This is a genomic window from Haloprofundus salinisoli (assembly GCF_020097815.1).
Classification (GTDB): domain Archaea; phylum Halobacteriota; class Halobacteria; order Halobacteriales; family Haloferacaceae; genus Haloprofundus; species Haloprofundus salinisoli.
In genome coordinates, this window is sequence record NZ_CP083663.1 from 1249546 (window position 1) to 1275702 (window position 26157).

Consider the following 26157-nt stretch of genomic DNA (forward strand, 5'->3'; position numbering starts at 1 on the left):
CTACTCGTTTTCCGTGTCCCCACCGTCGGTCTCGCCGACCGCTCGGTCCGCTCTCTCGTCCGCCTGGACGCCGAACCTTCCGCGCGCGATACCCACGAGAATCGCCAGAATCGGGAGCATGAGCAGCGCCCCCGCGACGAACGGCGACCAGTAGGTGAATACGTACAACGCCGCCATCGCGGGCGGGCCGACGGTCCGACCCAAGCTTCCGGCACCCTGCGTGACGCCGAAGGCGCTGCCTTGCGTCTCGGCGCTCGTCGCCTTCGAGACGAGCGTCGTCAGCGCGACGTTCAGCAGGCTGTTGCCGAGCGACAGCAGCGCGAGGACGACCAGAAGCGCCAGAAGCGCGGGCGTGAGGTACGCCGGGGCAGCGTCGGTCGGAATCGAGAGAAACGCGCCGAGTTGCGGCGAGAACGGAATCGCGGCGAGTGCAACGAGCAGTACGACTGCCCCGGCGACGGCGATAGAGGAGTCGCGGTAGCGCCGCGAGAGCCGCCCGACGAGGAGCCCCTGGTTGAATACGCCCAACACGCCGATGTAGGTGAGCAGGAACGCCGTCTGCGTCTCCTGGTAGCCGTAGACGTCGGCCGCGAACGGGATGAACATCACCTGGATGCCCGAGAACGCGACGGAGACCAGGAAGAACGAGACGACGAGACCTCGGAGGTTCCCGTCTCCGAGCGCGTCGGCGAACTGCGAGACGAGCGTCGTCCGGGGGGCGGTGCCGCGCGTCCGCGCCGGCTCTTCGAGGAACAGGGCCGCGAAGCCCAAACTGAGGAGGCTGAGGCCGGCGGCGGCGAAACTCGGCAGCGAGAAGGGCGTCGCGGGGACGAACGTGGGGAATATGTCCCCTGCAACGGCGACGACGGCGTCGCTGGCGAACAGACCACCGATGGCGGGGCCGAAGACGAAGCCGAGCGCGAACGAGGCGCCGACGAGACCCAGCGCCTCGGCGCGACGCTCGGCGGGCGTGATGTCGGCGATGTACGCCTGGGCGGCGGCGATGTTGCCGCCCATCGCGCCGGCGAGCATCCGTGAGACGAACAACACCGCGACGCCCGCCGTGAAGCCGAAAAGAGACGAAAATTCCGCTGCGAGGCCGAAGATGGTCCACGCGACGGCGCTTCCGGCGAGCGAGAGCATGATGACCGGGCGGCGGCCCCGCTGGTCGGAGAGGCGGCCGAGAAACGGCGCGAAGCCGAACTGCAGCAGCGAGTAGGAGGCGGCGAGCAGGCCGATGAACACGTCGCTGACGCCGAAGCTCCGGACGTAGAAGGGGAGAATCGGGATGACCACCCCGAAGCCGAGGAGGTCGACGAAGACGACGGCGACGACGATAGCGAGCGCCCGGCGAGGGTTCCGTACGGCGTCTGTCGCCGTCGCTGCGCGAGGCGTACTCATTGGGGACAGAGAGGCGGTCTGCGGGCCTAACTCTATCGCGGCTGAGAGGTCGTTGAAAGGAGGGTACGAGCGTTCGCGCACCGAATACGGCTCAACCGTGCCGGTCGATGACGGCTTTCGCTGCCTGCGCTTTCTCCTTCCAGCCGTAGCCGGCCTCGTAGACGTGTCGCTTGCTCTCGACGAGCTGTTCGGGCGAGGCCTCCTCGAACCCGCCGCGGGTCCACGTGCCGCTCTCGCGGAGCCACGTGACGACGTTCTCCTTCGCCTCGGCCCACGAGAGCCCGACCATCTCGTACCACGCGATCATCGCGAACACCGCGTTGTCGTGACAGCCGGGGTAGCTGCCCTTTCGATACAGGGTCTTCATCGGCTCTCTGGTCGGCTCCGAGACCATCTCTTTGTACTCGGCGGCGGTGAGTAGTTCGAGACGACCGTTCTCCTCGCGCAGTCGCTCGTCGTACTTCAGGCGGTCGAGCGCCGCGACGTGCAGCGGTCCCCACTCGCCGTGGACGGCGTCGGGCAGGCTCTCTTCGTGTTTCGGCCCCGCCGAAAGCAGCGAGACGATGTCGGTGTACGCTTTCTCCACCTCGGGCCACGCGGTGCCCTCGAAGCGGCAGTCGGCGTCGTGCAGGCTGTTGGTGGTGAGACAGCCCGGACAGGGGTAGTCGAAGCGCGGCACGGTCTGTCCGTGGTTTTCGGTCGGTGACCTTAGCTTGCGTGGTTGCTATCGCCCGACTACGGTCGCGGTCGGAGCCACGGCAGACCGGGAGTCGAAGGGTCGGGCATCCCGACCAGCAGTTCGAGAAACGAGACGAGGGAGACGACTCCGATTGCCGGACACACCGAGACGCCTCACTCTCCCCAACCGACTCGTTCGCACCGTCCACTCGTCCACTAGAACGGTGCAGTCACTCCGAGCCTCCGGTCGCTTCGCTCTCGGAGACCTCGCACGGGGAGCGGACGGACAGAGCCGTCCGCTGGCGCGCGCCGGAGCGCTCCTCCCTGAGCGCGACAGATGCGCGAGGGAGCAGTCGGCGCTCGTGCCGACTGTGAGGCTGGGGAGGGCTGAGGCGGACGGTGCGGACTCTCGGTTCGCCCGGTAGCGGTACTCTGCCGCTGACTGAACACTACGAACACGACTACTCGACACTATCCGAGGCAACGTGACAGCGGAAATCGATAAGAAACGACTCCGAACCTCCCCAATCGTTAATGTGGAATTATCACTATCGTGATATCTTTCCGTGTCCGGTCCCTCGTACAGTTGCTATGAGAGGTCAACACACCGGCCGGAACTATCTGGGAACGGAACTCGACGGCTGGCCAGCGACCGAGCTGTTGGAGGACGACTCTGTGACCGACAAGGGTATCGAACGGAAATCCGACGACGGCCTGCTGAGCTACCTTCGAACGCGGTTGTAAGCTGTTTTCCCGACAGGAACAGACCGCACCGGCGTGAAATCCACACTCGTGGCGAGTGACGTCTCGTGGCGAGTGACGTGCGGACACCTCAGCATCCGCTTCTACGAAAACCGACCGTCACCGGTACTCGTAGCGGCTCCGCTACCGCCTGAGTTCACCGACGTTTAAGGGACGCTCGCGGGGGCGCCAGCCAACCGCCGTATTTATCCATGCCTACCGGAAACCGTACGCTCCATGAACGCGCGTCACGCCCGTTACCCGTTCTTCGCGGCCGCGAGAGAGGCCGTCGGCCAGTCCGGTGTGGCGCTCTCCGAACTCGTCACGACCGACGACCCCGCGGTCTCGCGCGCCCTCGAACGCGTCGAACGCGCGCTGATGGCCGGCACCGTCGAGAGCGAGACGCCCGGCGAGTGGTCCACCCGCGACGAACTGCTCTCCTACCCCGTCGCGCGCATCCTCGTCTCGCTCATCGACGCGCCCGCCGCCGTTCGCAAGTACGCCCAAGCCGAGGCGGCGACGGCGTACGACCGCTTCACCGAGGATTTCGAGTCGACCGACGACGGCCTCAAGAGCACGGACACGGTGACGGTCGAACTCGACGACTTCCTCACGGAGTTCGAGTTGACCGACCAGGTGCGACCCGAAGCCGACGCGCAGGCGACGGCGCAGACGCGCAAGGACGACGCCTATCGCGTCGCGCTCGGTACGTATCTCACCCTCTCCGAGCCCGGTTGGGGCGAGCGCTGGCGACTGGTCAACCGCGAAGTCGCAGACGGCGAGGTGCGAATCATCCGCGAGGAACTGTACGAACTGCTCCGCGAGGCGGTCCGCCGCCAAGTGGCCGAGGGGCTCCCGTTCGTCGTCGGCGACGACGCCATCGCCGAGGCGCTGGACGCGGAAGTCGACTCGCTGCGTGGCCTGCTGGCCGACCGGAAACCCGTCGGCCGCATCGACACGGTCGTTCCCGAGCTCTTTCCGCCGTGCATGAAACATCTGCTCGAACGCGTCGGACGCGGCGCGGAGTTGGACCACCACTCGCGCTTCGCGCTGACGGCGTTTCTCACCGGCATCGGGATGGACACCGACGAGATCGTCGCCGTCTACCGCGACTCTGCGCTCGACGAGGAGGAGATTCGCTATCAGACCGAGTATCTACGCGACGAGGCGGGCACGCAGTACGCCCCGCCCTCGTGCGCGACGATGGCCGCCTACGGCGACTGCGTGAACAAAGACGAGCGCTGCGAGACCATCACGCACCCGCTGGCGTACTACGCCAGAGCGCTCGACGACGAGGGCGAACGCGGGACGAACGCCGCCGACTGATTCCTCTCGGACGAGAGAGTGGCGAGCGGCGAATCCGCCGCTTACCGCGAGAGAAAGACGCCGACGATAGCCATCAGCACGACGAACAGCGCGATGCTGGCGACGAGTGCGAGTCCGCCGGTCGGGTCGAGGTTCGACCCGCCGTACGCCGTCCCGATGTAGAGGGCGGCGGCGATGAAGAGGCTGACGGCGATAACGGAGACGACGATTTCACGCAGCGTCTCCCCATCGAGTTCCATGGCACCGCCTTCCCGCGAACGGAGTAAAACATCTTCGATGCCGCGCTGTCGGAGAACACGGGTGGCGTCGGTTCTCGGTCCACCGGTTCGCGGTCGCCTCCGAGGTTGAGATACGTTTCAGCGTTCCAATGGATACTCGCTCGGGACCGCCAAATCGAGGTGAGCGATTTTGCCGAATTTGCGCGTTTCGAACGCACTAGCCGAAGGTTTAGGTGTCTCCGGACCCTCTCTACTGATACGGGGAGTGCCGCCCACGCCCCGGTGAAATCATGACGCACTCACGAAACGCATCCGCGTCATCCGCGATTCGCAAGGCCACGTTACCAGCCGACGGCTACGAAGGTCGGTCGCTGCGCGCCCGTGCGGACCCGATGGCCGTCAGACCGCTCAGAGACCGCCGCTACGTCGTCGAGACCGACAGCGGGACGTACGTCGTCGACCTCGAAGAGCGCTCGTGCACCTGTCCCGACTACGCCATCCGCGGCGCACGCTGCAAACACCTGCGCCGCGTCGCCATCGAGGTGAACGAGCGACGCCAACCCGCGCCGACCGAGCGACGGTCGGTCTGTGCGGTCTGCGGCCAGTCGGTGTTCGTCCCGTTCGAAACGACCGGCCCGCAGCTCTGTGCGGACGACGACTTCGAGAGCGGCGAGTTCGTCCGCGACCGCGAGAGCGGATCAGCGCTCGTCGTCACGAACGTCGTCCACCGCCGCGCCGACGAAGTCGTCGTCGAGGACGGCACCAGCCGCACCGTCGCCGACTACGAGACCAACGCCGACTACGGCGACCACGAACCCGTCGTCGAAGCCGTCTACCTCGGGTCGGTCCGCGCCGTCGACGGCGAACTGGAGTTCGACCGCGCCCGCCGCTACAGCTTCCCGGCGTCGCGGCTCCGCCACGTCGACCGCGAGGAGACCGACCGGCCGCGGCCCGATAGCTTCCAGTCGCAGTTCCCGCTCGCGGAAGCCTGATTCGGGCACCAACGCGCCGTTTTTCGCCCCACCCGTCGCACCGAGAGCGGGAGCGACGCGAGAACGAACGCGAGATGACGAAGAGGAAGAGAAGACGAAGGACAGGAGAGCAGAGAAGACGAGAAAACAGGAGAGCAGAACAGAGAGGGAGACGACGACGGCCGTCGATCGTTCAGGGTTCGACGTCGCCGAGAGTCGTCTTCGTCGACTGGCCGACGAACTCCGCGAAGTCCTCGCCGTCGGCCAGCGCCGTCTCCTTTTTCACTCGGTAGTTGCCGCCGTCGGTGACGTAGAGGTCGCCGGGGTGAAAGAAGTACCAGCTCTCGCGGTCGAATCGGACCGCGATACGGGCCTTCGCGCCGAAGTTCCGCGCGAAGAAGATGAGCGCTTCGACCTCCTCGCCGGTGAGATAGATGGGGTCGCCCGCGCTCGACTTCGCCTCGATCGCGTAGAACCGGTCGCCGTTGCCGGCGAGCACGTCCGGGAGTTCGCGGGTCGTCGCGCCGCCGCTTGCGGGCGCGCGCATCACCGCGAAGCCCGCCTCGTCGAGTTTGTTGACGAGTTCGCGTTCACGACGGTCACCTTTCGCGTTAGACATACTCTGTTCTGTGCGTAATCGACCTAAAAAGGCTACGTCCGCCGCGTCAGGTCGGCGACGGGGTCGGCGTCGCCGCCGAAGACGACGCCGACGACGGCGAAGGCGACGCCGATGGCGAACCAGGCGACGGCGAGCACCGAGACGCCGAGGGCGATATTTGCGAGACTGGCGAGCATGAAAAGTGCAATCGGTAAGGTGAACTCCTCGTCCACGTTCATGCCCGGGCGTTTCCGAGTACTCCTATAGGCCTTCTGTCTGGCGACGATGGGTCGAACCGAAGAGTCAGAGTGATAACGGCCGGGTCACAGCGGTACGGTATGTCCGAGGGAGCGAGCGGGTCCGACCGAGCGAAGGTGTGGCAGTACGAGGCGATGTTCGAGGACCCCACTTCGTTCATCGGCGTGTTGACGCCGGAAGGGCGGCTCCGTCGGGTCAACGACACGGCGCTGTCGTTCGGCGGTGTCGAGGCGACGGCGGTAATCGACGAACTGTTTTGGGAGACGCCGTGGTGGACCCACGACGAGGCGCAGGCGGCGGAACTGCGGACGCACGTCGAACGTGCCGCGGACGGCGAGTTCGTCCGGTTCGAGGCGACGAACGTCGGCGGCGACGGGGAGCGAATCCATCTCGACATCTCGCTGCAACCGGTTCGAAACGACGCCGACGAGGTGGTCTCGGTGGTCGTACAGGGCCGAGACATCACCGACCGTATCCACGCACAGCGAGCACTGGAGAACCGACAGGCGACCATAGAGACGCTACACGACGTGGCGACCGACCTCGAGTCGAGCGACTCGCCGACGGTGGTGTATGAACGAACCGTGGCCGCCGCCGAGGAGGTCCTGGAGTTCGAGCGGTGTTACATCGGCGTGCTCGAAGACGGCTTCGTCGTCCCGCGGGCGAAGTCGTCGGTGTCGAGCAACGACGACTACCGCGTGAGGCGATCCGACGAGGGACTGGTCGGCGAGACGCTCCGCACCGGACGGTCCTACCTGGTCCCCGACGTCGCCACCGACGACATCTCGAAGCCGGCGAAGGAGACGTTTCGGTCGGGGATGAGCATCCCCTTCGGCGACGGCGCGGTGTTTCAGGCCGTCGCCACCGAACCGAACGCGTTCGACGAAGCCGACCTCGAACTGGCGGAGTTGCTGCTCTCGCATGCCACGGAGTCGCTCGTCCGCATCGACACCGAGGCGACGCTCCGCCAGCAGAACGAGCGTCTCGACGAGTTCGCCTCCGTCGTCGCCCACGACCTCAGAAACCCGCTGAACGTCGTCGCGGGCAACGTCGAACTGGCGCGGGAGACCGGCGATCTGGAGCGACTCGACGCGGCGGCGCGGGCCGTCCGACAGATGGACGACCTGCTGTCGAAACTGCTGCACCTCGCACGGGCCGGGAAGGTACTCGGCGAGACCGAACCCGTCTCGCTCTCGTCGGTCGCCGACGCGGCGTGGTTCGGCATCGACGCGCCCGACGCGACCCTGTCGGTCGAGACGGACCTCACCGTCGAAGCCGACGAAGCCCGGTTCAGACAACTGCTGGAGAATCTGTTTTGGAACAGTGTCGAACACGGCGATTCGGCCGCGGCGATAACGGCCGGCCGACTCGACGACCGCCCGGGCTTCTTCGTCGCCGACGACGGCCACGGTATCCCGCCGGAGATGCGCGACAACGTGCTCGAACACGGCTTTTCGACGGCCGACGGTGGGACCGGATTCGGGCTCTCTATCGTCTCGACCATCGCCGAAGCCCACGACTGGACGGTCACCGTGACGGAGAGCGAAGACGGCGGCGCGCGCTTCGAGTTTTCGGGCGTGCTCGCCGCCTGAACCGAAGTGTTCCGGCGCTTACGTCCCGTGCTGCCAGCTACCCATGTACTCGCGCTGCTCGTCGGTGAGCGAGTCGTGGTCGACGCCCTCTGCGTCGAGCTTTATCTCGGCGACGCGGCGGTCCAGCTCGTCGGGGACGTCGTGGACGCCCGCCTCGTAGGCGTCGCCGTTGTCGACGAGTTCGCGGACGCAGACGGCCTGCACGCCGAAGCTCTGGTCCATCACCTCGGCGGGGTGACCGAGCGCGATAGGCGCGGCGAGGTTGACCAGACGGCCCTCGGCGATGACGTTGAGGCGGCGACCGTCGGCCATCTCGAACGCCTCGACGCCGTCGCGGGCCTCGTATCGGTCGACCGCGAGGTCGTCGAGGTCGTCTAAGTTCACTTCGATGTCGAAGTGCCCCGCGTTCGCCAGCAGCACGCCGTCTTTCATCTCCTCGAAATGCTCGCGCGTCACGACGTCGCGGTTGCCTGTCGTCGTGAGGACGACGTCGGCTTTCTCGGCGGCTTCGGCCATCGGCAGCACCTCGTAGCCCTCCATGTGGGCTTCGAGCGCGCGGCGGGGTTCGACCTCGGTGACGATGACGTTCGCGTTCTGGCCGGCGGCCTTCTTGGCGACGCCCTTCCCGCAGTAGCCGTAACCGGCGACGACGACGTTCTTTCCCGCCCACGAGAGGTTCGTCGTCATGGCGATAGTCGCCAAAGAGGACTCGCCGGTGCCGTGGACGTTGTCGAATAGCCGCTTCATCGGCGTGTCGTTGACGGCGAAGATGGGGTACTTCAGTTCGCCGTCGGCGTCCATCGCGCGCAGGCGGTGGACGCCCGTCGTGGTCTCCTCGCAGCCGCCGACGATGGAGTCGATGAGTTCGGGGTACTCCTCGTGGACGACTTTGACCATGTCCATCCCGTCGTCGACGGTGATGGTCGGGTCGTGGGCGACGACCGAGTGGATGGCCGCGTAGTAGCCCTCGTCGTCGACGCCGCGGACGGCGTAGGAGGTGATGTTCTCGTGGGTGTCGAGGGCCGCGCTCACGTCGTCGTGCGTCGACAGCGGGTTGCAACCGGTGATGGCGACTTCCGCGCCGCCGTCGGCGAGCAGTTCGACGAGGTTCGCCGTCTTCGCCTCGACGTGCATCGCCATCCCGATGGTCTGGCCGGCGAAGGGTTTCTCGGCCTCGTACTCCCCGCGCAGGGCGGTGAGAATCGGCATATGCTGCAGCGCCCAGTCCATCTTGCGTCGGCCCTCCGTGCGGGCGGCCTCGACGTCGTCGAGGTGCTCGCTGACGGGAGCGTAGCTGGTACTCATGGCTGGGGCTTTGCTCACCGCGCCCAAAACGATACCGAAGGCGGCGGCCGTCGGAGCCGACCGCCGACCGGCTGCCGGGGGAGGCGGGTCCGTCCGAAACCAGACGCCGTCGCTCTCGGGCGGTCGAAAAGAATCGATTGTCGGGCGTGAATCGAGTGCCTCCGCGCGGCCGGACCGCGGTCGGTCACTCGAAGGAGGACCGAGGAGGAGAGCCGGTTCGATGCGTCAGGTGGGGATTACGCGGCCGGGGTCTCGTCGTCGGAGACGCTCGGACCCGTCACCGCGGGGCCGTTGTCGATGGCGGGCGAGTCGCCTCCGTTGCCGTTTCCGTTTCCGTTGCCGTTTCCGCGAGCGCCGTCGCGCTCGTTACCGGACGCCTCCTCCGTCTCCGTGGAGCTGTCGCCGTCGGTGTCGTCGTCGGAGGCGTTCTTGCCGTTGGCGTTGCCCGGGTGGTCCTCGCCTTTGTCCGCCCCGTGGCCGTTGCTCCCGTTCGAGGCGTTAGCGCGGTCGGCGTTCGGCCCCTTGTCGGCCGGCGGGCCGGCGTGGTCAGGTCGCTTCTCGTCCGCTTTCCCGGGGTTGTTGCCGCGGACGAACTCGGAGACGACCTGCCCGATGCCGCCTTCGCGGTTCTCGTCGCCGAGGATGCTCTGGACGAACGAGGAGACGAGCTGGCCGAACGACATCGGTTCGTCGTCGGCGACGGTGAGCGTCGCCGTCGTGGTCACGGAGTCGTTGTCGGTCGTCGCCGTGACGGTCACCGAGACGTTCTCCTCAGGTTCGGGCAGCGAGACGCTGCCGTTCTCGCCGGTCGTGTAGTTACCGACGCCCGAGTAGTTGCCCTCGGCAGTCACCTCGACGCTGGCGTTCTCGACGGCGGTGCCGTTTTCAGTCACCGAAACCGTAGCCTCACCATCGTTACCCTGCGAAACCGACACGGAGAGACCTTCTCCGGTCGACGGGGTGAGTTCGACCGACTCGGTCGTCGTAAGCGAACCGACGGTGACGCTCAGGGTCACGTTCACCGGCGTCTCGGGTGCGGGGAGGACTACCGCCCCGTTCTCGTCGGTCGTGTAGTTACCGACGCCAGCGTAGCTCCCATTGGCGGTCACGTTGATCGCCGCGTTCTGCACTTCCGTGGCGTTCTGCGTCACGGTGACCGTCGTTTCGCCGCTGTCGTCGTTCTGTTCGACGCCCACGTCGAGCGGCGTGTCCGCCGCGAGTGCGCCCGCGACGCCCGGCGCGAACGCCGTGCAGAGGAGCATTAGCGCGAACGTGAGAGTCACTTTGTTTGAACTCATCAACTTGCCCGATAACTGGGTGATAGATAAAGGGGGGCTGTCGTTCACCCGATTCGGTTCGTTGAAAACGGACGAGAACCGTTTATAATCGTTCAAACGGATTTCTAAGGCATTGTTTTCTCAGTCTGAAGTGACACTCACGAACGCTTACTTGGCGCGGGCGAGCGCCTCGCGGGCGTGGTCGGCCGCCCGCTCCATCACCGAGTCCACGTCGAGCGTCAGCACCTCGCGGTCCCGCATCAGTACCTCACCGTCGCAGACGGTGTGTCGGACGTCCGACCCGCGAACCGCGTACGCGAGGTGGCTCACAAGGTCGTGCGCGGGCGTGAGATGCGGCGCGTCGAAGTCGACGACGACGAGGTCGGCGTTCGCGCCCGCTTCGAGGCGACCGGAGTTGAAGTTTAAGGCGTCAGCCCCGCCGCGCGTCGCCAGTTCGACGACCGTCTCTGCTGCGACGGCGCTCGCGTCCTCGGCGGCGAGTTTGCCGACCATCGCCGCGTCGCGCATCTCGTCGAACAGGTCGAGGTCGTTGTTCGACGCCGCGCCGTCGGTACCCAGTCCCACGGGAACGCCCGCGTCGAGCATCCGCTGGACCGGCGCGATGCCGGAGGCGAGTTTCATGTTCGACGCCGGGCAGTGAATCACGCTCGTCCCCCGCTCTGCGAGCAGTGCGATCTCGGTGTCGTCGACGTGGACGCCGTGGGCCACGAAGTCGGAGTCGCCGAGCATCCCGAGGTCGTCGGCGTATTCGAGAGGTCGTTCGCCGCGTTCGTCGACGATGGGGTCGACTTCCTCGGCCGTCTCGTTACCGTGGTAGTGGACGGGAACGCCGAGCTCGCGGGCGCGGGCGACCGACTCGCGGAGTTCGTCTTCGCTCACCGTCGTGAGGCTGTGCGGCATGTACGCCGTCGAGATTCGTCCCCCCGCCGCGCCGTCGAACTCGGCGGCGACATCGAGGCTCTCGTCGATGTCGGCCTGCGCCGCCTCGTCGTCCTTGCCGACGGTGACGACGCCGTGGCCGAGGCGTGCGCGCAGACCCGCTCGTTCGACGACATCGACGATTTCGGGAACGTGGAAGTACATGTCGGCGAAGCCGGTCGTTCCGGAACGAATCATCTCGACCATCGCCAGTTCCGCGCCGACGCGAACGTCGTCGGGGGTGAGCGCGCCCTCGACGGGCCAGATATCCTCTCTGAGCCACGTCTCCAGCGGTTTGTCGTCGGCGACGCCGCGCAGCAGCGTCATCGGGACGTGCGTGTGGGCGTTGACGAGGCCGGGCATCACGAGGCCGCCGTCGGCGTCGAGCGTTTCGTCTCCCTGTTCGGTGTCGCCGACGGCGAGAATTTCGCCCGATTCGGCGTCGACCAACGCGTCGCCGCGTTCGACCGACAGATCTGGACGGAGTAGCTTCCCGCCGGTAATCTGGAGCGTCGTCATGACCCATCGTACAGACGAAGCGACCAAAGGCGGTCCGGTTCCGGGGGCGGAATCGCTCGCCTCGGACGTGAAATAAAATGTCTGCGGGATACACTTATCATATGTGGTGAGTGACATACCGGTATGGCTGTCACAGCCTCTCCGCTTCGGCGTCTGGTCGTCGGCGACGAGGACGCCGTCGAGTGGCTCGCCCTCATCCCCCTCCTCTTCACCGCCGAGTGTATGGGCGTCGTCGCCTGTCGCATCCTCGGCCTGTTTCCGCTGATGGTCGTCCCCGGTGCGCTGGTCACCCTGGCGCTGATGGTCGTTCCCTCGGCGCTGAGCGCGGCTAACGGCGGCGGTCTCTTCGGGAGCGTCGTGCTCGGGCTCGCGCCCGTCTCCGGCCTGCAACTGGCGCTGAGCGGCGAGGCACCGCTCGGCGTCGACGTAGCGACGATGGCGAGCGTCGGCGTCATCGCCGGCATCGGTCTCGGTGCGGTCGGGTTCGCCGTCGGCCTGGCGATGCGAGACTAAGCTTCGTTAGCTTGGCGTCGGAGTCGTTCGATTCGGCGACCGACCGGGACTTGCGGCGAGAAAAGGGTCCGGATACCGCCTTTCGACTCATCAAGCCCGTGAAACTCGACGGTGTGTTCGAGCGCGTCCACGAGCATCGCCACACCGACTCGCTCGACGGCCTTGTCGTCGGCGCGGAGTAGAAGGCGCCGTGCGACGGCGAGTGCGACCGGGGCGCTCACCAGTACAACGACGAGCACGACTCCGAGCGAGACGAGGTCGAAGAGAGCGAGAGCGGCGAAGACGAGTAGTCCGACGAGATACCCGAAGAGGAACTCCAATCGGGGGACGCGCAGTCTGCTCGCAGTGAGTACGAAGAACGAGTACTGGTGCTCGTCGAATGCATCGAAAAAGGTCTGCGTGACTACCAATCGCCGGTGAAACGTGGACCCTCTCACGTATCGCGCTGCGACTCGGGCATCGCCATCATCGTAGACCCGAAAACTGTCGACATCGAGATTGGCATCTATGCAGAGCGATTCGAGGCGTTCGCGTTCCGTCTCTGTCGGAGGACGCATATCCTTCGAGACGAGCTCAAGAAACGGGCTCACGACCCAGAGGCCGAAGGCAGAGACGACGATGCCAACAACGACAGTGAGTGGTGAGATCGAGTTGGCGACGAGTGTATTCAGCAATGTGAACAGGACAACTGCGAAAACAGTGACGAAGGTGGCGTATCTTCCCATCCGTCTACCGGCGTCTCGGAACCCCATTTCGACGTCCCGGACGTCCCGAACTGCGGGGACCAGTCCGAGAGATCCGGTAGTGACGACCACGACGGCTCCGAACGCGGCGGTCAGTCGAATCAGTAGTGTCGCCGCAAGTCCGCTCGTCGTCCCCAGAGCGGCAGTCGAGACGGCGGCGGGAAAGTCGGTCACCAACAGGACGAACGTGGAGATTAACCCGGTCGGAATCAACCCGACGTACGTGACGACCCCGAGTGCACCCAGCGGATTCGGGAGTCGTTTGGCAACTGCCCCGACCAGCCAGAACCCTATGGCGGCGCACCCCGAGAGAAACAGGACGACGATGACAAAAACGGCAATGTCTGCGAAATTCATAATTTCTGATTAGAGCGTGTCGAGATAGTTATGCACTGGTTTCCGACGCCGTACCGGGAGAGGGAAAGACAGTTCTCCCGCGCTCACGAGCATCCGGTATGCGAATCGCCGTGCCCAACAAGGGCCGCCTGCACGACCCGTCGATGGAACTTCTCGAACGCGCCGGACTCCACGTCGAGAACGGCGCGGCGCGGAAACTGTACGCCGAGACGGTCGACCCTGACGTGACCGTCCTGTTCGTCCGCGCCGCCGACATCCCCGGCTACGTCCGCGACGGCGCGGCGGACATGGGAATCACCGGCCTCGACCAGGTTCGGGAGTCGGGTCACGACCTGACCGAACTGCTCGACCTGGGATTCGGGAACTGTCGTCTCGTGCTCGCCGCGCCCGAGAACGGCGAGATTCACACCGTCAGCGACATCGAGGGCAAGACCGTCGCCACCGAGTTCCCGCACGTCACGCGTTCGTTCTTCGAAGAGCGCGGCGTCGACGCCGACGTGGTCGAGGTGACGGGTGCGACGGAGCTCACCCCGCACGTCGAGATGGCCGACGCCATCGTCGATATCACGAGCACCGGGACAACGCTTCGGGTCAACCGCCTCGCCGTCGTCGAGGAGGTGCTGTCGAGTTCAGTCCGCCTGTTCGCCCGGCCCGACGTCACCGCCGACGACAAAGTCCAGCAGGTGACGATGGCGTTCGAGTCGGTGCTGGCCGCCGACGGCAAGCGCTACCTGATGATGAACGCGCCGAAGTCGAAACTCGACGACGTGCGCGAGGTCATCCCCGGGATGGGCGGACCGACCGTGATGGACATAGCGGGTGAGGAGGCCGACGGCGACGCGACCGTCGCCGTCCACGTCGTCGTCGACGAACGCAAGGTGTTCGAGACCATCGGCAACCTCCGGGAGGTCGGCGCGTCGGACATCCTCGTCACCGAGATCGAGCGGCTAGTCGAGTAGCGCAGCGCCGCCGAAAAGCCGTTTAGAACCACCGAGACGCCGTTTACCGCTGCCGCAGGTCCGGTTCGGTGAGGCCGTAATAGAGCACCACCCGGCCGTAGCGTTTCTTCGCCCACGCCGCGACGAGCAGACAGCCGACCGAGAGCGCGGAGACGCCGAGCAACCCCGCCTCGGGGCCGAACGCGCCGCCGGTGTACAGTTCGGGACCGTGTCGATTCAACACCAGAAGCGACGCCGACGGGTCGACGCCGCTGACCGGCAGGCCGAACACCGGTCCCTGAAACAGGTTCCACGAGACGTGAAAGCCGACCGGCAGCGCGATTTCGCCGGTGAGCACGTAGGCGAACGCCAGGAGGACGCCCGCGAAGGCGACGCCGAGCGTGCTGACGACCGTGGCGTTGGGGTTCACCGCGTGCAACAGCGCGAAGACGGCCGCCGAGGCCACAATCGCACCGCCGACGGCCCGGTCGGCGTCGAAGTCGGCGTGGCCGAACAGCCCTTCGGCGAGGTTCGTGACGACGTAGCCGCGAAACAGCAGCTCCTCGTGGAAGCCGACGAAGACGACGAACGCAACGGACAAAAGCAGTTGCGGGAGCAGTGTCGGGAGCGGCGCGCTGAACACCGTCTCGACGCTCACCCACCCGGCGCTATATTCGGCGAGGAAGACGAGCGTCATCAGCGCCGTCCCGAGGCCGAAGCCGACGCCGAGGTCGGTCCACCAGTCGCGGTCGACGTGGAGGCCGAAGTCCGCGAAGTAGCGCCGGTCGAGGAAGGTTCCGCTGAACGAGACGGCCGCGACGGTCGCCGCACCGAGGAGCGCGAGCGGCGCGAACTCCGAGAGGAGCGCGACGCTCCCGTCGACGACTGTCTCCCCCTCTCCGGTCGGTGCGACGAACGCGACGAGAACGAACCACCCGGTGAGCGTCAGCGCCCCGATGAGCAGCGTCGTCGCCGCGATGCGCCACGGCGCGCGCAGACGGCGCTCGTCGAGGTTCCACAGCACTTTCGGGACGAGACCGTTCACCGAACGCTCACCCGCCCGGAACCGACCGGGGACCCGAAGGGATCCGGCGCGTGCGACCCGGTCCGCGCGGACGAACACCGCGGCGGACGACGAAGGACGTCCATATCGTTCTTGTACTCACGAACGTCCTATTTGTATCTATCCGTCGCCAGATGGACGGGCGCTCGCCGGAGTCCCGCGGACGAAGAAACGTTCGCCGTCGACCGGATAGTGAAGTATCCTGGTGGACACCCGGCGAGCGTCGAGCCGATAGACGGCGATTAGCCGGGTGCGCTCTGCCAGAGCGCGAGCAGGCTGAAGATGAGCGCGCCGAGGATGACGGTGACGACGACGTGGATGACGACGATGTAAGCCGTCAAACGCCACGACCGGTCGTAGAGGTACTTCACCGCCGCGGCGTCGAGCGCGAGCGCCACCGGGAGCGCCAGCGCCGCCGAGAGACCGAGCGCCGTCGAGAGAACCGCGACGCCGGCCGGGAGCGGGCCGACGCCGAACGCGTTTCGGACGGCGACGTCGCCGAGGACGTTGCGAGCGGCGATGTGCGCCGTCGCGGAGAGAAGCAGTGCGAAGAGGCCGACGGTTCCGGCGATGGCGACCGGGCTCCCGAGCGTCGTCTGCAGCGGAACGACCATGGTCGGGTTTCGGGAGCCGACCGTATGGTGTTTTCCGAACGCGACGGCCGCCGCATGCGACGGTGCCGAGACGAAGCGCGCCGCCCGACCGACTTTGTCACTGGGTGTCGAACTCTCGGTATGCCGACCGATGGCGACCCGAACGCCGGATCGGGCGACGGCGGCCTGAACGCCGGGCGCGACAGGGACGACGAGGCCGATCGACGCGACGAAGGCGACGGTTCCGAGTCGAAGTCGGGTCGGTCGACGGCCGAAACGACTGAACCGAACCCACCGCAGAATCTCTCGACGGAGGTGGTGGAGACGCTCCGACGGCTCTCGGCGAACGACCTTCGGGAGGCCGTGCTGTACGGCCAAGAGCTGTTACAGCTCCAGCAGAAGACGGCCCCGCGCATCGAGCCGCGGCCCGGCGAGGAGTTCGTCCGCGTCGAGGACCGCGACGGCTACACGCTCGTCGTCAAGCGCGAACCGTGCGGTGAGGGTTGCGAAGACTGCCCGCACGGACCGTACGCCTATCACGTCACCGAAGAGAAGATGCCGAGCGGCGAGCGTCGAACGCGGTGGACGCTCATCGGCCGCGTCGAGGGCTAATCAGTCGAGGAGGCCGAGTTCCGAGAGTCGGCTAACGATTTTGTCGACGGCGTGTTCGGCGTCGACGGGCTGTTTGCCGCCCGTGATGACGAGCTTGCCGGAACCGAAGAGAAGCGCGACGACTTTCGGTTCGTCGAGGCGGTAGACGAGGCCGGGGAACTGCTCGGGTTCGTACTCGATGTTCTCGAGACCGAGACCGATGGCGATGGCGTTCAGATTGAGATTTCGTCCGAGGTCCGCGCTCGTGACGATGTTTTGGACGGTGATTTCGGGGTCTTCGTCGACGGGAATCTGGAGATCGCGGAGCTTGTCGAAGACGATTCCGAGACTCTCGTGGACGTCGTCGGTGGATTTCGCGCCCGTGCAGACGATTTTGCCGGACCGGAAGATGAGCGCGGCCGACTTCGGGTTCTGCGTGCGGTAGACGAGACCGGGGAACTGCTCGGGGTCGTAGTCAGCGCCTTCGAGGTCCATCGCGACGCTCTGAAGGTCGAGTTCCTGCCCGATTCCCGTGGAGGCGACCACGTTCTCTATGTTGATAGTGTCCTTGGGGTCACTCATGGAACGGTTTAAGTATCGTATTTAAGGTTTAAAAAGGTTGGTGCAGAGGCTGATAGGTTCGATTCTAGTGGATTCGGCCGATTTTGCGGCGCTCGGGGGTCGCAGCCGAGAAGCCGCTCGCTCGGACCGTTCGACACGCTCATACGTCGGCCCAGACAGATTCGACCGTGTACTGTCTGGAACTCGCCGGCGAGGACGACGCGTTCGCGGCCTACGAGGCCCGCGCGGCCGCCGGAGAACCGGAACTAGCCGCCCCCGGCGTCGCCCTCGCGCGGACACTTGACGCGGCGCGCGCGAGAACGCTCGCGTACACCCGTCGCGTCAGCGACGTCGTCGGCCACACCGCCGCCAGTGTCGAGAGCGCGCGGACCCTCCTCGAAGCGGCGTCGCTGTCGCGCGAGGGAACTGTCGCCGTCCGCGCCCGCGACGTTCGCGGCGAGAGCGGCGTCTCGACGGGCGACGCCGAGCGCGAACTCGGTGGCGTGCTCGTCGACCGCGGCTACGCCGTCGACCTGGACGACCCCGACAACGTCCTCCGCGTGATTTTCGCGGGCGAGCGCTGCTTCGTGGGGTGGCTACTCGTCGAGAGCGTCCGCGACTACGGGAGCAGAAAGCCGACCGACCGACCGTTCTTCCAACCGGGGAGCATGGCTCCGCTCGACGCTCGCGCGTTCGCCAACATCGCCGGGGCGAAGCCGGGCGCGAGGATTTTAGACCCGATGTGCGGCACCGGCGGGACGCTCATCGAAGCGGGTCTCGTCGGTGCGGCGCCCGTCGGCGTCGACGCGCAGGCGAAGATGGCCGCCGGCGCGCGGACGAACCTCGACGCCTACCTCGACGGCGACACCCACGTCGTCCGCGGCGACGCCACGGCCTTACCCTTCCGCGACGACGCCGTCGACGGCGTCGTCTTCGACGCGCCGTACGGTCGGCAGTCGAAGATTGCGCGCCACACGCTCCGTGACCTCGTTTCGGGTGCGCTCGAAGAAGCGCGCCGCGTCGCGCCGCAGGGCGTCCTCGTGGCCGACCGCTCGTGGTGCGACGAGGCCGAAGACGCCGGGTGGACCGTCGACGCGACGTTCGAGCGGCGGGTCCACCGCTCGCTCGTCAGACACGTCCACGTGTTACGAAGCGACGAGTAGGGCGCGCCGACGCGCCGTTCGATGGGCCTGCCTCACCGTTTCCGAGCGACGACCGTCTCGCCCGCCCGCACGCGCTGGCCCTTCTCGACGCGGACGTCCGTCGCGTCGTACCCCTCCGGCAGCAACACGTCCGCGCGACTACCGAAGGCGATGTGGCCGATCCGTTGCCCGCGTTCGAGCGTCGTCCCCCCCTCGACGTAGGGGTGGATGCGCCGGGCGAACGCGCCCGCGATGAGCGACACCTCGTACTCGCCGCAGTCGACGTCGACGCGCTCGTTTCGCACCGAATCCTTCGAGAACGCCGGTCTGTGCGCGCCGGGTCGGTGCGTCACCGACTCGACCGCCGCGTCTGCGGGCGCGCGGTTGACGTGGACGTCGGTAACGTTCATGAACACGCCGACGCGGACGCGGTCGCCCTCGCGTCGAATCACCGAGACGCGGCCGTCGGCGGGCGAGACGAACCCCGACTCGGGGGCGACGCGGTCGGGGTCGCGGAAGAACCAGAGGACGAACAGCGTGACCGAGACGCAGAGAAGCCCCAGCGGCGGCGCGAGCACCGAAAGGGGGACGGCCAGAAGCGCCGGCGGGAGCGCGTAGCGCCGCGTCGAGGGCGCGAACTGTTTCGGAACTACCGCCGCGAGGCGTCCGAGCGCGCGAGCCATCTACGCGACTCCGCCCGCGGGCGACCACTCGGTCAGCAGGTGACAGACGTGGATTCGGTCGTCCGTCCCCGTCGACAGGTCGAGGTCGACCTGCCCCGCGAGTCGGTGGAGACGGGCGAGGTCGTCGCCGCTGTAGTCCGTCCGGGCGACGCGGAGCAGTTCGCCGAGCAGTTCCTGGCCGCCGTACCCCTCGTCGAGGAGGTCGTCGACGGTCTTGCGGGCGGCTTTGAACTCGCCGGCCTCCGCGTCCGCGAGGACGCCGCGGAGCGTCTCGTCGTCGCCGACGTCGCCGAGCGTCTCGAACGCCGTGTTCATCGTCAGTTCGTCGGCGGAGACGGCGGTCGCCTGGGCGCTGAGAACGGCCTTGCGAAGGTTGCCGCCGGCGTAGCCCGCGACGTACTCCAGGCCGTCCTCGTCGTAGTCGACGCCCTCGGCGTCGACGATACGGCGCAGCACCTCGACCGTCTCGTCGGTCGTCGGCGCGCGAACCGGTACCGGGAAACAGCGCGAGCGAATCGGCGGGATGAGTTTCGTCGGTTGCCGCGTGGTGATGACGAACTGGGTCGTCCGGTGGTGCCGTTCCATCACCCGGCGCAGCGCCTGCTGGAAGTCCTCGCGGATGGCTTCGGCGTTGTCGAGGACGATGGTCTTGTACTCGCCGGAGACGGGCGCGTAGCTCGCCGACTCCTTGAGCACGCGGTTTATCATGTCGCGTTTGGCCATCCGACTGCGACCCGAGAGAAACGACTCGAATCGGGGGTCTTCGCGGAGTTCTTTCTTCGTCCGGCCGAAGAAGTCGGCGACGTTTATCTCGACGAGGTCGTTGTCGACGTCACCGCCGGAGTTCGTCCGGCGAGTCACCGAGTCTTCCGACGCGGAGACCCCGTGGGTCTCGCGGGCGAGCGCCCGAACCGCCGCCGTCTTCCCCGCGCCCGGCGGTCCCTGGACGACGAGGTTCATCGGTTCGTCGACGGTGCGGGCGAGTCGCTCTCGAACCGCCGCCTGCGGGAGGTCGGCGAGGTCCGGTGCGTATGCATCGGTCCACAGGGGGGCGTTCATTGGCACAATATTGTCGGCAACGACGTAAGAATCGGTCGGTTCGGTCGGTCGTCGGCCCTACGGCGTATCCGACACGGGTTTAGTCTGCCCCCGTCTCACACCGTGTATGTCGATGCGCGTGACCTTTTTAGGGACCAGTGGGGCCGTCCCGACGACCCAGCGGGCCCCCAGCGCCGTCCTCCTCAATCGAGAGGGCGAGCGCCTGTTGTTCGACTGCGGCGAGGGAACTCAGCGGCAGATGATGCGCTTCGGAACCGGATTCGGCGTCTCTCACCTGTTCGTCACGCACCTCCACGGCGACCACATCCTCGGCATTCCCGGTCTGATACAGTCGTGGGACTTCAACGGCCGCGAGGAGCCGCTGGCTATCCACGCTCCACGCGGGTCGAGAGGACACGTCGAGAACCTCGTCCACGCCGGCGGCTACCAGCCCAGTTACCCCGTTCGCGTCCACGAGGTGAGCGTCGGAGCGACGGCGCTCGAAGCGGAGGAGTACGAGGTTCGCACGTTCGAGACCAACCACCGGACGCGCTCGATGGGCTACGCGCTCGTGGAGGACGACCGACCCGGGCGGTTCGACCGCGAGAAGGCCGAGTCGCTGGGCGTCCCGGTCGGGCCGAAGTTCGGTAAACTCCACGAGGGCGAGCCCGTCGAACTCGACGACGGCCGGGTCGTCGAACCCGAAGCGGTCGTCGGCGAACCGCGACCCGGCCGGACGTTCGTCTACACGGGCGACACCCGACCGGTGCAGGCGACGGTCGACATCGCCGAGAACGCGGACCTGCTGATTCACGACGCGACGTTCGCCTCCGACAACGCCGGACGCGCTCGCCAAACGGCGCACTCGACGGCGAGGGAGGCGGCCGACGTCGCCCAGCGCGCGGGTGCGAAGCGCCTCGCGTTGACGCACATCTCCTCGCGCTACGCCGGCGACGTCTCACAGTTGGCCGAGGAAGCCGAGAGCGCCTTCGACGGCGAGTCGTTCGTCGCCGAGGACGGCCAGCGCATCGAGATTTCGTACCCCGACGCGGAGTAGCGCCCGTCGAACGGGCGGTCGCGTCCAGAAGGACGGTTTCGACTCCGGCGTGGGGTATTTACTGACTGACCACTTATTCTGTCAGCGTGAACGCTCGGACGCGTGCGCTCGACTCCGTCGTCTTCGGCGTCGACATTCAGAGCGGTGACGTTCGCGGCGACGCTCCCTCCTACGCGCTCGTCGTCCTCGACGGCGACGAGGTCGAACGCGACGTAGTGTCGCTGCGAAAGCTAAGACGACTCGTCGAAGCGCGAGAACCGGCGATGCTGGCGACGGACAACATGTACGAACTCGCCGCCGACAAGGACGCGCTCGTCCACTTTCTGCGGTGGCTCCCCGAAGCGACGAAACTCGTCCAGGTGACCGGCGCGGAGCGCCCCGAACCGCTCTCGCGGGTCGCCTCCCGTCACGGCGTCCCCTACGGCAAGAAACCGATGAAGGAAGCGGAGGCGGCCGCCCGCCTCGCGCTCGGTAACGTCGGTTACGAAGTCAGCGCATTCACCAACACCACGACGGTGAAAGTCTCTCGCGGGCGGTCGACCGGCAAGGGCGGGTGGAGCCAGGACCGCTACACTCGCCGCATCCACGGCAACGTCAGGCGCCGCGCCCGCGAAATCGAGTCGGAACTCGACAAAGCCGGACTGGAGTATGAACGCGATGTGACCGAGAAGTACGGCGGCTTTTCGAACGCCATCTTCACCGTCGAAGCACGTCCCAAGGACATCCCCGTCTCGGCGAACCGCTCCGGCGACGTGCGGGTCGAAATCGAGCGCGAGCGACGCGACGGCGTCGAGTTCGAACCGCTCGTGAAGCGACGCGACCGCGTCATCGTCGGCATCGACCCCGGGACGACCACCGCCGTCGCCGTCGCAGACCTCGATGGCAACGTCCTCGACGTCTACTCGACGCGGACCGACGACACCGCGGGCGTCATCGAGTGGCTCATCGAGCGCGGCCGACCGACTATCGTCGCCGCCGACGTGCAGCCGATGCCCGAGACGGTCGAGAAGTTCCGCCGGAGTTTCGAGGCCGTCGGCTGGGCACCGTCGGCGGACCTCCCGGTCGACGAGAAGCTCCACCGAACTCGGAACGTCGACTACGACAACGACCACGAACGCGACGCGCTGGCGGCGGCGCTGTTCGCCTACGACGCCCACGAGGACCAGTTCGCCCGCATCACGCGGAAGGTGCCGCCGAACGTCGACCGAAGCGAGGTCATCGCCCGCGTTCTCGCCGAGGAGGAGTCCGTCGAAGCGGTGCTCCGAGAACTCGACCCGACCGTCGAAGACGACGAGGAGGCGGAGTCGACGCACGAACCGCGCGAGCTCACCGCGGAGGAAAAGCGCATCAAGCGCCTCGAACGGCGGGTCGAACGCCTCGAAGAACACGCCGACGACCTGAAGACGCGTCTGGAGACGAAAGACGAGACTATCGCGGAGTACGAGCGGGAGCTCTCCGACGCCCGGCGCAAGGAACGCCGCGAGGCCCGCGAACGCCGCGAGGTCAACCGGCTCGAACGCGAGAACGAGCGACTGGAGCGCGAGCGCGACCGGGCCGAGCAGCGAGCCGACGAACTGGACCGAAAGCTCGACCGCCTGAAGACGCTGTGGAAGCTCGACCACTCGAACTTCTCGGACGTGGCGGCCGACAGAGACCTCGTCGCGGTGAAAGTCGTCGAGCAGTTCACGCGCGACGCCATCGAAACGGCCCAAGAGCAGTTCGGCCTCGTCGCCGGCGATGTGGTGTACCTCCGCGACGCCAGCGGCGCGGGCCAACGCACCGCCGAACTGTTGGCGGAGACCGAGCCGCGCGTCGTCCTCCGCGAGGGGGGCCTCTCGGACGCCGCCGACGAGGTGTTGTTCGAAGCCGAGATTCCGGTCGGTCCCGCCGAGGACGTGTCGATGCAGGAAGTCGACGAACTCGCCGTCGCCCGCGAGAGTGACGTGGAAGCCGTCGTCGACGACTGGGGCGAGCGCGCCGAGGAGCGTCGCCGCGATCAGAACTCGGCGATGGTCGACCAGATCATCTCCGAACACCGCGCGGAGAACCGCGGGAAGTGAGAAGCGGGCCGAGACGCCACCGGACGGAGAACCGTCCGCCCAACGGACGACTGTAGCCCAAGAGACATTCATCCCGACGTTGAGTTCACGGTATGTCTTCGCCCGAGCTTCGAGCTCCCAACGTTCGTGTCGTCTTCGCCGGGGTGCTGGTGACCGCGCTAGCCGTCGTCACCGGGCTCATATTACTCCCGTTTCTCACCTACCTGCTCGCCGCCACGCTGCTCGCGTTCGTGTTCTACCCGCTGCAGAAGCGACTGGCCCGGCGTATCGGCTCGCAGCTATCTGCCGCGTTTCTCGTGGGGACGGCGATTCTCGGCGTCCTCCTTCCGGTCGCCCTGCTGGTGTACGGGCTGGCGAGCGGCGGCCGCCTCGTCCCGCGGGAGCTCGAACAGCTCCCCGAGCTCCAAACCGTCGAGCGACTCGTCGAGCAGTACTTCGGCGTCCAACTGTCGATTCGTTCGCAGATCAACGCCGCCCTCGGACAGCTCTCGTCGATACTCGCCGAGCAGAGCTCCGGCATCGTTGGCGCGGGAGTTCACGCGACGCTCGGACTGCTACTGCTCGTCTTCGTCCTCTACTACCTATTGAAGGACGGCGACAGCCTGGTCGAGTGGTTGAAGTACGTCACGCCGCTGCCGCACACGGTGCAGGACGAACTCTACGCGAAGACGAACGCGATGACGTGGGCGGTGCTCAAGGGACACGTCCTCGTGGCCGTCGTCCAGGGCGTCGTCGCCGGCGTCGGCCTCTTCGTCACGGGAGTCCCGAACGCCGGGTTCTGGACGGTCGTGATGATGGTGGTCGCGCTCGTCCCGATTCTCGGCGTCGGCGTCGTGCTCGGCCCGGCGGTGGTGTATCTCGCACTCGCGAACCGCGTCCTCGCGGCCGTCCTGCTCGCGTTGTACGGACTGACCATCGTCGCGCTCATCGACGACTACCTCCGGGCGTACCTCATCGACCGCGGGTCGGCGCTCAACTCGGCGGTCATCCTCGTCGGCGTCTTCGGCGCGATATACGTCATCGGTCCGATGGGACTGTTCTACGGGCCCATCCTGCTCGGGCTGTTCAAGGCGACCATCGAGGTGTTCGACGACTACTACGAGGTGCTGGAGCAACCCTGAAACGTCCGACGCGCGATTTCGGAGCGTTCGCTCGAAGCGATGGGGCTGACAGCCGGGAGTGACTTCGCGGAGCGGCTTCCCGGACACCCGCCTCGACTCGCTCCGCGCAGTTCTCAATGCACGCAGAGGGGCGGTCCCGTCGCCGTATTTCAACACTCGGACGCCCTGACACACTTCCAGAAGTCATATCCCACACCCCACGCTCGGTACGAGTATGGACGTCTACGAGCGCATCACCCGGAACGCCGCCGAGGTGGTCACCGAGGACGAGGTACGCACGCTAGCTGAATCACCCGAGGGCAAGCGGGCGTACGTCGGCTACGAGCCGTCCGGCGTCCTCCACATCGGTCACATGTTGACGGCGACGAAGCTCATCGACCTGCAGGAAGCGGGCTTCGAGGTCACCGTCCTGCTCGCCGACGTCCACGCCTACCTCAACGACAAAGGGACGTTCGAGGAGATTCGCCGGACGGCAGAGCGGATGAAAGAACAGTTCATCGCCTACGGCCTTGACGAGTCGAAGACGGAGTTCGTCCTCGGCTCGGAGTTCCAGTTCGACCGCGAGTACGTCCTCGACCTCCACGCGCTCGAACTGAACACCTCGATGTCGCGCGCCGAACGGGCGATGGCCGAGATTAAGAGCGGCGAGGCGGTGAAAGTCTCGCAGGCGGTGTACCCGCTGATGCAGGCGCTCGACATCGTCTACCTCGACGTGGACCTCGCCATCGGTGGGATGGAACAGCGCAAAGTTCACATGCTCGCGCGCGACACGCTGCCGAGCATCGGCGAGGAGTCGCCGACCTGCCTGCACACGCCGCTCATCGCCGACCTCGGGTCGGGCGTCGGCAAGATGTCCTCCTCGAAGGGCGTCACCATCTCGATGGAGGACTCGACCGAAGATATCCGAGAGAAGGTCAACGGCGCGTACTGCCCGCCGACGGCCGATCCCGACCCCGATGAAGAGGGGAACGAACGCGAGAACCCCGTGCTCCAGATCTTCGAGTACCACGTGTTCCCGCGCTTCGAGACGGTGGTCGTCGAGCGGCCCGAGAAGTACGGCGGCAACCTCGAGTACGACGACTACGCGTCGCTGGCGGGCGACCTCGAATCCGGCGAACTACACCCGGCGGACGCGAAAGGCGCGCTGGCGACGTACCTCGACGAACTCGTCGCACCGGGCCGCGAGAAGATTCGACAGGCGAAGCAGTAGCGGGGCCCTTTAGAATCCGAACGCCCGCATCGTACTCTTGACGATACCCTGCGCGACGAGACCGACGCCTGCCAACACGAGCGCGAGACCGGCAGCGACGATGGGTGCCTGATAGGCCACGATACCTATTCCGGCGAGCAGCAGAACGATACCGAAAACACCGGCCGTACCGAGTTTGTCGAGCATACGCTGTACTCCTCGCGTGCGTCCGGTAAAACCACCGGTCGTCTCGCGGGAGAAGTCCTTCTGTCGCGCGTTCGGTGTTCAACGGCGGTTTTAACAGTTGGGGCGACGAACGCCCCCCTATGAGCGAGAACGAAGGGCGCAACAACCTTCGAATGCCGAACGACGACGAGGAGTTCGCGGTCGTAACGAACATGCTCGGCGCAAACCGCGTGAAGGTCCGCTGCGCGGACGGCACGGAACGGACCGCTCGCATTCCCGGTCGGATGCAGAAACGCATCTGGATACGCGAAGACGACGTCGTCCTCGTCGAACCGTGGGACTGGCAGGACGAGAAAGCCGACGTGACCTGGCGCTACAAGAAGCAGGAAGCCGAGCAGTTGCGCGAGGAAGGCCACATTCAGTAGCTTCGTTTTGCGGATGCCGGGGTCGACGGACCGAAGCGCGGAGCGACCGCCGGGGCACACCTGCGAGTCTTTTA

The 26157-nt window shown here is 66.5% G+C and carries 28 protein-coding genes; 13 read left to right on the forward strand and 15 right to left on the reverse strand.

Features of this window, described 5'->3' with window-relative positions; genetic code table 11:
• Entirely contained in the window at positions 1–1401 is a 1401-nt protein-coding gene (locus LAQ73_RS06670; RefSeq protein WP_224270455.1) for an MFS transporter, read from the reverse strand.
• Positions 1402–1492: 91 nt separating this feature from the next.
• On the reverse strand, positions 1493–2080 hold the full coding sequence (locus tag LAQ73_RS06675; protein ID WP_224270456.1) for a DUF7474 family protein: 588 nt from the start codon (positions 2078–2080) through the stop codon (positions 1493–1495).
• 590 nt (positions 2081–2670) lie between these two features.
• Here LAQ73_RS06675 and LAQ73_RS06680 point away from each other — a divergent pair.
• Both LAQ73_RS06680 and LAQ73_RS06685 read left to right on the forward strand, forming a co-directional pair.
• Positions 2671–2823, forward strand: a complete 153-nt coding sequence (locus LAQ73_RS06680) for a hypothetical protein (RefSeq protein WP_224270457.1) — start codon at positions 2671–2673, stop codon at positions 2821–2823.
• 234 nt (positions 2824–3057) lie between these two features.
• Complete coding sequence (locus tag LAQ73_RS06685; RefSeq protein WP_224270458.1) at positions 3058–4146, forward strand: DNA primase large subunit PriL; 1089 nt, start codon at positions 3058–3060, stop codon at positions 4144–4146.
• A gap of 41 nt (positions 4147–4187) precedes the next feature.
• Here the strand turns inward: LAQ73_RS06685 and LAQ73_RS06690 are convergent, their stop codons facing one another.
• Positions 4188–4385: a DUF7472 family protein gene (locus LAQ73_RS06690; protein WP_224270459.1), complete on the reverse strand. Its 198-nt coding sequence runs from the start codon at positions 4383–4385 to the stop codon at positions 4188–4190.
• A gap of 269 nt (positions 4386–4654) precedes the next feature.
• On the opposite strand from LAQ73_RS06690, the gene LAQ73_RS06695 reads away from it, so the two are divergent.
• Positions 4655–5356, forward strand: a complete 702-nt coding sequence (locus LAQ73_RS06695; protein ID WP_224270460.1) for an SWIM zinc finger family protein — start codon at positions 4655–4657, stop codon at positions 5354–5356.
• 172 nt (positions 5357–5528) lie between these two features.
• Here LAQ73_RS06695 and hjc read toward each other — a convergent pair whose 3' ends face one another.
• Positions 5529–5954, reverse strand: a complete 426-nt coding sequence (gene hjc, locus LAQ73_RS06700; protein WP_224270461.1) for a Holliday junction resolvase Hjc — start codon at positions 5952–5954, stop codon at positions 5529–5531.
• Positions 5955–5986: 32 nt separating this feature from the next.
• A complete protein-coding gene (locus LAQ73_RS06705; RefSeq protein ID WP_224270462.1) occupies positions 5987–6172 on the reverse strand; it encodes a hypothetical protein in 186 nt (61 codons plus the stop codon).
• 99 nt (positions 6173–6271) lie between these two features.
• Between LAQ73_RS06705 and LAQ73_RS06710 the strand changes: the two genes are divergently transcribed.
• Positions 6272–7783 carry a sensor histidine kinase gene (locus tag LAQ73_RS06710; protein ID WP_224270463.1) on the forward strand — a complete coding sequence of 504 codons (1512 nt, stop codon included), beginning with the start codon at positions 6272–6274 and terminating at the stop codon, positions 7781–7783.
• Between the two features lie 18 nt (positions 7784–7801).
• On the opposite strand, the gene LAQ73_RS06715 is transcribed toward LAQ73_RS06710, so the two are convergent.
• The 3 genes from LAQ73_RS06715 to LAQ73_RS06725 all read right to left on the reverse strand — a co-directional run bounded on the left by LAQ73_RS06715 (position 7802) and on the right by LAQ73_RS06725 (position 11823).
• Entirely contained in the window at positions 7802–9088 is a 1287-nt protein-coding gene (locus tag LAQ73_RS06715) for an adenosylhomocysteinase (RefSeq protein ID WP_224270464.1), read from the reverse strand.
• A 236-nt stretch (positions 9089–9324) separates the two neighbouring features.
• On the reverse strand, positions 9325–10386 hold the full coding sequence (locus LAQ73_RS06720) for a hypothetical protein (protein ID WP_224270465.1): 1062 nt from the start codon (positions 10384–10386) through the stop codon (positions 9325–9327).
• A 147-nt stretch (positions 10387–10533) separates the two neighbouring features.
• Positions 10534–11823, reverse strand: coding sequence for an amidohydrolase (locus tag LAQ73_RS06725; protein ID WP_224270466.1), 1290 nt, complete (start codon positions 11821–11823; stop codon positions 10534–10536).
• 123 nt (positions 11824–11946) lie between these two features.
• On the opposite strand from LAQ73_RS06725, the gene LAQ73_RS06730 reads away from it, so the two are divergent.
• Positions 11947–12336 carry a hypothetical protein gene (locus LAQ73_RS06730; protein WP_224270467.1) on the forward strand — a complete coding sequence of 130 codons (390 nt, stop codon included), beginning with the start codon at positions 11947–11949 and terminating at the stop codon, positions 12334–12336.
• Here LAQ73_RS06730 and LAQ73_RS06735 read toward each other — a convergent pair.
• On the reverse strand, positions 12333–13436 hold the full coding sequence (locus tag LAQ73_RS06735) for a hypothetical protein (RefSeq protein ID WP_224270468.1): 1104 nt from the start codon (positions 13434–13436) through the stop codon (positions 12333–12335). The two genes, LAQ73_RS06730 and LAQ73_RS06735, sit on opposite strands and share 4 nt — an antisense overlap.
• A 98-nt stretch (positions 13437–13534) precedes the next feature.
• On the opposite strand from LAQ73_RS06735, the gene hisG reads away from it, so the two are divergent.
• Positions 13535–14395 (forward strand): ATP phosphoribosyltransferase, encoded by an 861-nt coding sequence (gene hisG, locus LAQ73_RS06740; protein WP_224270469.1) that lies wholly within the window; start codon positions 13535–13537, stop codon positions 14393–14395.
• A gap of 43 nt (positions 14396–14438) precedes the next feature.
• Here hisG and LAQ73_RS06745 read toward each other — a convergent pair whose 3' ends face one another.
• Positions 14439–15419 carry a CPBP family intramembrane glutamic endopeptidase gene (locus LAQ73_RS06745; RefSeq protein WP_224270470.1) on the reverse strand — a complete coding sequence of 327 codons (981 nt, stop codon included), beginning with the start codon at positions 15417–15419 and terminating at the stop codon, positions 14439–14441.
• Positions 15420–15679: 260 nt separating this feature from the next.
• Complete coding sequence (locus tag LAQ73_RS06750; protein ID WP_224270471.1) at positions 15680–16051, reverse strand: DUF7473 family protein; 372 nt, start codon at positions 16049–16051, stop codon at positions 15680–15682.
• A gap of 120 nt (positions 16052–16171) precedes the next feature.
• On the opposite strand from LAQ73_RS06750, the gene LAQ73_RS06755 reads away from it, so the two are divergent.
• On the forward strand, positions 16172–16642 hold the full coding sequence (locus LAQ73_RS06755) for a hypothetical protein (RefSeq protein ID WP_224270472.1): 471 nt from the start codon (positions 16172–16174) through the stop codon (positions 16640–16642).
• Here LAQ73_RS06755 and LAQ73_RS06760 read toward each other — a convergent pair whose 3' ends face one another.
• Entirely contained in the window at positions 16643–17203 is a 561-nt protein-coding gene (locus tag LAQ73_RS06760) for a TATA-box-binding protein (protein ID WP_117593554.1), read from the reverse strand.
• A 176-nt stretch (positions 17204–17379) separates the two neighbouring features.
• Here LAQ73_RS06760 and LAQ73_RS06765 point away from each other — a divergent pair, with 176 nt between their 5' ends.
• Positions 17380–18345: a methyltransferase domain-containing protein gene (locus tag LAQ73_RS06765; protein ID WP_224270726.1), complete on the forward strand. Its 966-nt coding sequence runs from the start codon at positions 17380–17382 to the stop codon at positions 18343–18345.
• 32 nt (positions 18346–18377) lie between these two features.
• On the opposite strand, the gene LAQ73_RS06770 is transcribed toward LAQ73_RS06765, so the two are convergent.
• Together LAQ73_RS06770 and LAQ73_RS06775 are read right to left on the reverse strand one after the other, a co-directional pair.
• Positions 18378–19007, reverse strand: a complete 630-nt coding sequence (locus LAQ73_RS06770) for a protein sorting system archaetidylserine decarboxylase (RefSeq protein WP_224270473.1) — start codon at positions 19005–19007, stop codon at positions 18378–18380.
• Entirely contained in the window at positions 19008–20066 is a 1059-nt protein-coding gene (locus LAQ73_RS06775; protein ID WP_224270474.1) for an AAA family ATPase, read from the reverse strand.
• 106 nt (positions 20067–20172) lie between these two features.
• On the opposite strand from LAQ73_RS06775, the gene rnz reads away from it, so the two are divergent.
• From rnz to LAQ73_RS06795, 4 genes are all read left to right on the forward strand, one after another.
• Positions 20173–21102 carry a ribonuclease Z gene (rnz, locus tag LAQ73_RS06780; protein WP_224270475.1) on the forward strand — a complete coding sequence of 310 codons (930 nt, stop codon included), beginning with the start codon at positions 20173–20175 and terminating at the stop codon, positions 21100–21102.
• Positions 21103–21188: 86 nt separating this feature from the next.
• The gene (locus LAQ73_RS06785) at positions 21189–23162 is read left to right on the forward strand and encodes a DUF460 domain-containing protein (RefSeq protein ID WP_224270476.1); all 1974 of its coding nucleotides are present in this window, start codon (positions 21189–21191) and stop codon (positions 23160–23162) included.
• Positions 23163–23254: 92 nt separating this feature from the next.
• Positions 23255–24283, forward strand: a complete 1029-nt coding sequence (locus LAQ73_RS06790; RefSeq protein WP_224270477.1) for an AI-2E family transporter — start codon at positions 23255–23257, stop codon at positions 24281–24283.
• Between the two features lie 214 nt (positions 24284–24497).
• A complete protein-coding gene (locus tag LAQ73_RS06795; RefSeq protein WP_224270478.1) occupies positions 24498–25493 on the forward strand; it encodes a tyrosine--tRNA ligase in 996 nt (331 codons plus the stop codon).
• Positions 25494–25502: 9 nt separating this feature from the next.
• On the opposite strand, the gene LAQ73_RS06800 is transcribed toward LAQ73_RS06795, so the two are convergent.
• Positions 25503–25679 carry a DUF7470 family protein gene (locus LAQ73_RS06800; RefSeq protein ID WP_224270479.1) on the reverse strand — a complete coding sequence of 59 codons (177 nt, stop codon included), beginning with the start codon at positions 25677–25679 and terminating at the stop codon, positions 25503–25505.
• A gap of 119 nt (positions 25680–25798) precedes the next feature.
• Between LAQ73_RS06800 and eif1A the strand changes: the two genes are divergently transcribed.
• A complete protein-coding gene (gene eif1A / locus LAQ73_RS06805) occupies positions 25799–26083 on the forward strand; it encodes a translation initiation factor eIF-1A (protein ID WP_117593569.1) in 285 nt (94 codons plus the stop codon).
• Positions 26084–26157 lie beyond the last annotated feature (74 nt).